The following is a 2,205-nucleotide window of genomic DNA, read 5'->3' on the forward strand; positions in this document are numbered from 1 at the left end:
GCAGCAGGCCAACGAATTCGCCCTGCTGGCTGTAGCGCTCCAGAATGCGGCCGACACCGAGCGCTTTTTTCAGCAGCCCGGTGTAGCTGTCCGGCTTAAAGTTGATGTCTTCGATGCAGGCTTTACTCAACCCGTAACGGGTGCGCGCATTGAGAAAAGCGTCGAACAGCGTTTCGCGCGGGCGCACCGCCATGCGCGCTTCCATCATCACATGATGTAAATGCTCACCGGCCAGCACGCGGCGGTCGCGCGCGCGTTTCGCTTCCGGCATGGGAATCACCGTGGCAGGCAGCACCGTCAGGGTGATGCGCGGGAACAGGCGACGTTTAAACACCCCGGCCAGGCGGCCAAACGGCGTGTACTCTGCGCCTTCAATGCGCATCGGCACCACGGTGGCGGCGGATTTCGCCGCGACGAAGCCAGCGCCGCTGTAGATTTTCATCAATGAACCGGTGACGGTAATGCGCCCTTCCGGAAAGATCACCACCGGACGCCCTTCGTTGATCATGCGCACCAGATGTTTGATCGACATCGGTTTGGTGGGGTCGAGCGGCACGAAGTCGATGACCGGCCTGAGCAGGCGCATATACCACTGTTCACTGATCGAAGAATAGACGGCGAACACCGGTTTGATGGGCAGAAACAGCGCCAGCAGCACGCCATCGAGAAACGACATATGGTTTGGCGTGATCAGCACTTTTTCTTTGTGCAGGGCAGTCAGATCGCCACGCAGCTCAACGCGCCATAACAGGCGACAGAGGAAACGCAGAACGGTAAATAGCATGCCAGCTCCTTAGCAGCGGTAAAAAATGGTTCTTACCTTGCAGGATCCGGGGATGTTCGACAAGTAGCGCAGTGATTTATCGTGATGAATTCAGGGTGATTCGCCCTGCCAGCCGCCGCCCAGCGCGGCGATCAGCGCCACGCTGCTCACCCACTGGCTGCTCTGCAGCGACAGCAGGCTCTGCTGCTCGCTCAGGCTGCTGTTTTCCGTGGTAGCGACATCAAGGTAATCAATCATGCCGGCGTCATACTGGTTGCGCGTTACGCGTGCTGACTCCTGTGCCGCCACGGCGGCGCGCTGCTGCGCGGCGATTTCCCCCTGCAGGGTATTCAGTTCCACCAGGTTATCTTCCACTTCTCCCAGCGCGCTCAGCACCGTCTGCCGATAGGTGGCCACGCTGGCATCATAAGCGGCACGCGCCTGCGCCACTTTCGCCGAGGTCGCGCCAAAGTCGAGCAGCGTACCGCTGAGCTCCGGCCCCAGCGACCAGGCGCGATTCGGCAGCGACAATAAACTGTGGATCGCTGAGGCGGTCACGCCACCGCTGGCGCTGAGCGTCAGGTCGGGATAATAACCGGCAATCGCCACCCCGACCGCCGCGTTGGCGGCCGCCACGTTACGTTCGGCATAGGCGATGTCCGGACGGCGCTGCAGCAGCGCCGAAGGCAGGCTCTGCGGAATGGACGGCAGCGTGGCATCCAGCTTCGCCACCGGCAACGTAAAGTCGGCTGGTGCACGCCCCAGCAGCAGCGCCACCGCGTGCTCCAGTTGCGCGCGCTGCCACTGATAATCCTGCGCCGAAGCGCGGGCGCTCTCCAGCTGCATCTGTGCCTGCGCCAGGGTGGCGCGGGATTCGCTACCGGCGCGGTACTTGTTGTTAATCACGCTGAGATAGCGCTGATAAGCTTCAATGCTGCGCTGATAGAGCGCGATCTTTTCGTCGATGATGCGCAGCTGAAAATAGTCCTGCGCCAGCTCTGACTGGGCGCTCAGCGTGACATTGGCCAGTTCAGCCTGGCTGGCCTGCGCGCTGGCCTTATCCTCTTCCTGGGTGCGGCGCAGTTTGCCCCACAGATCCAGCTCCCAGCTGGCATTCAGCGTAGCGCTGTGGCTGTTGCTGACGCTGCGCTGACCGCTGGTGCTGGCACGGCTGCCGCTGCGCGTGCTGCTGACATCGTAGTCGAGTGAGGGAAACAGCGCCGCGCGCGACTGCGCGCTTAGCGCCTGGGCTTCGCGATACTGCGCCGCATAACTGGCGACGTTCTGGTTAGAGATGCTCACCTGGCGCAGCAGGCTGGACAAGGTGGCATCGTGATACACCGTCCACCACTCCCCTTTGCGACTGGCGTCCTGCGGCGTGGCCTGCGTCCAGCCTTTGGCCTCTTTATAGTGCGTCGGCAGCGCCATCGCCGGACGCTGAT

Annotated in this window: 2 protein-coding genes; both read right to left on the reverse strand. The window is 62.1% G+C overall.

Annotated elements, in window-relative coordinates:
- Positions 1-784: 1-acyl-sn-glycerol-3-phosphate acyltransferase (locus FT726_RS26850; protein ID WP_346303801.1), on the reverse strand; the 784-nt coding region annotated here is incomplete at its 3' end.
- Positions 785-874: 90 nt separating this feature from the next.
- On the reverse strand, positions 875-2,205 hold a 1,331-nt coding region (locus FT726_RS26855), incomplete at its 5' end, for an efflux transporter outer membrane subunit (protein WP_346303802.1).

This window comes from Pantoea sp. Morm (assembly GCF_016643525.1).
GTDB classification, from domain to species: Bacteria; Pseudomonadota; Gammaproteobacteria; order Enterobacterales; family Enterobacteriaceae; genus Pantoea; species Pantoea dispersa.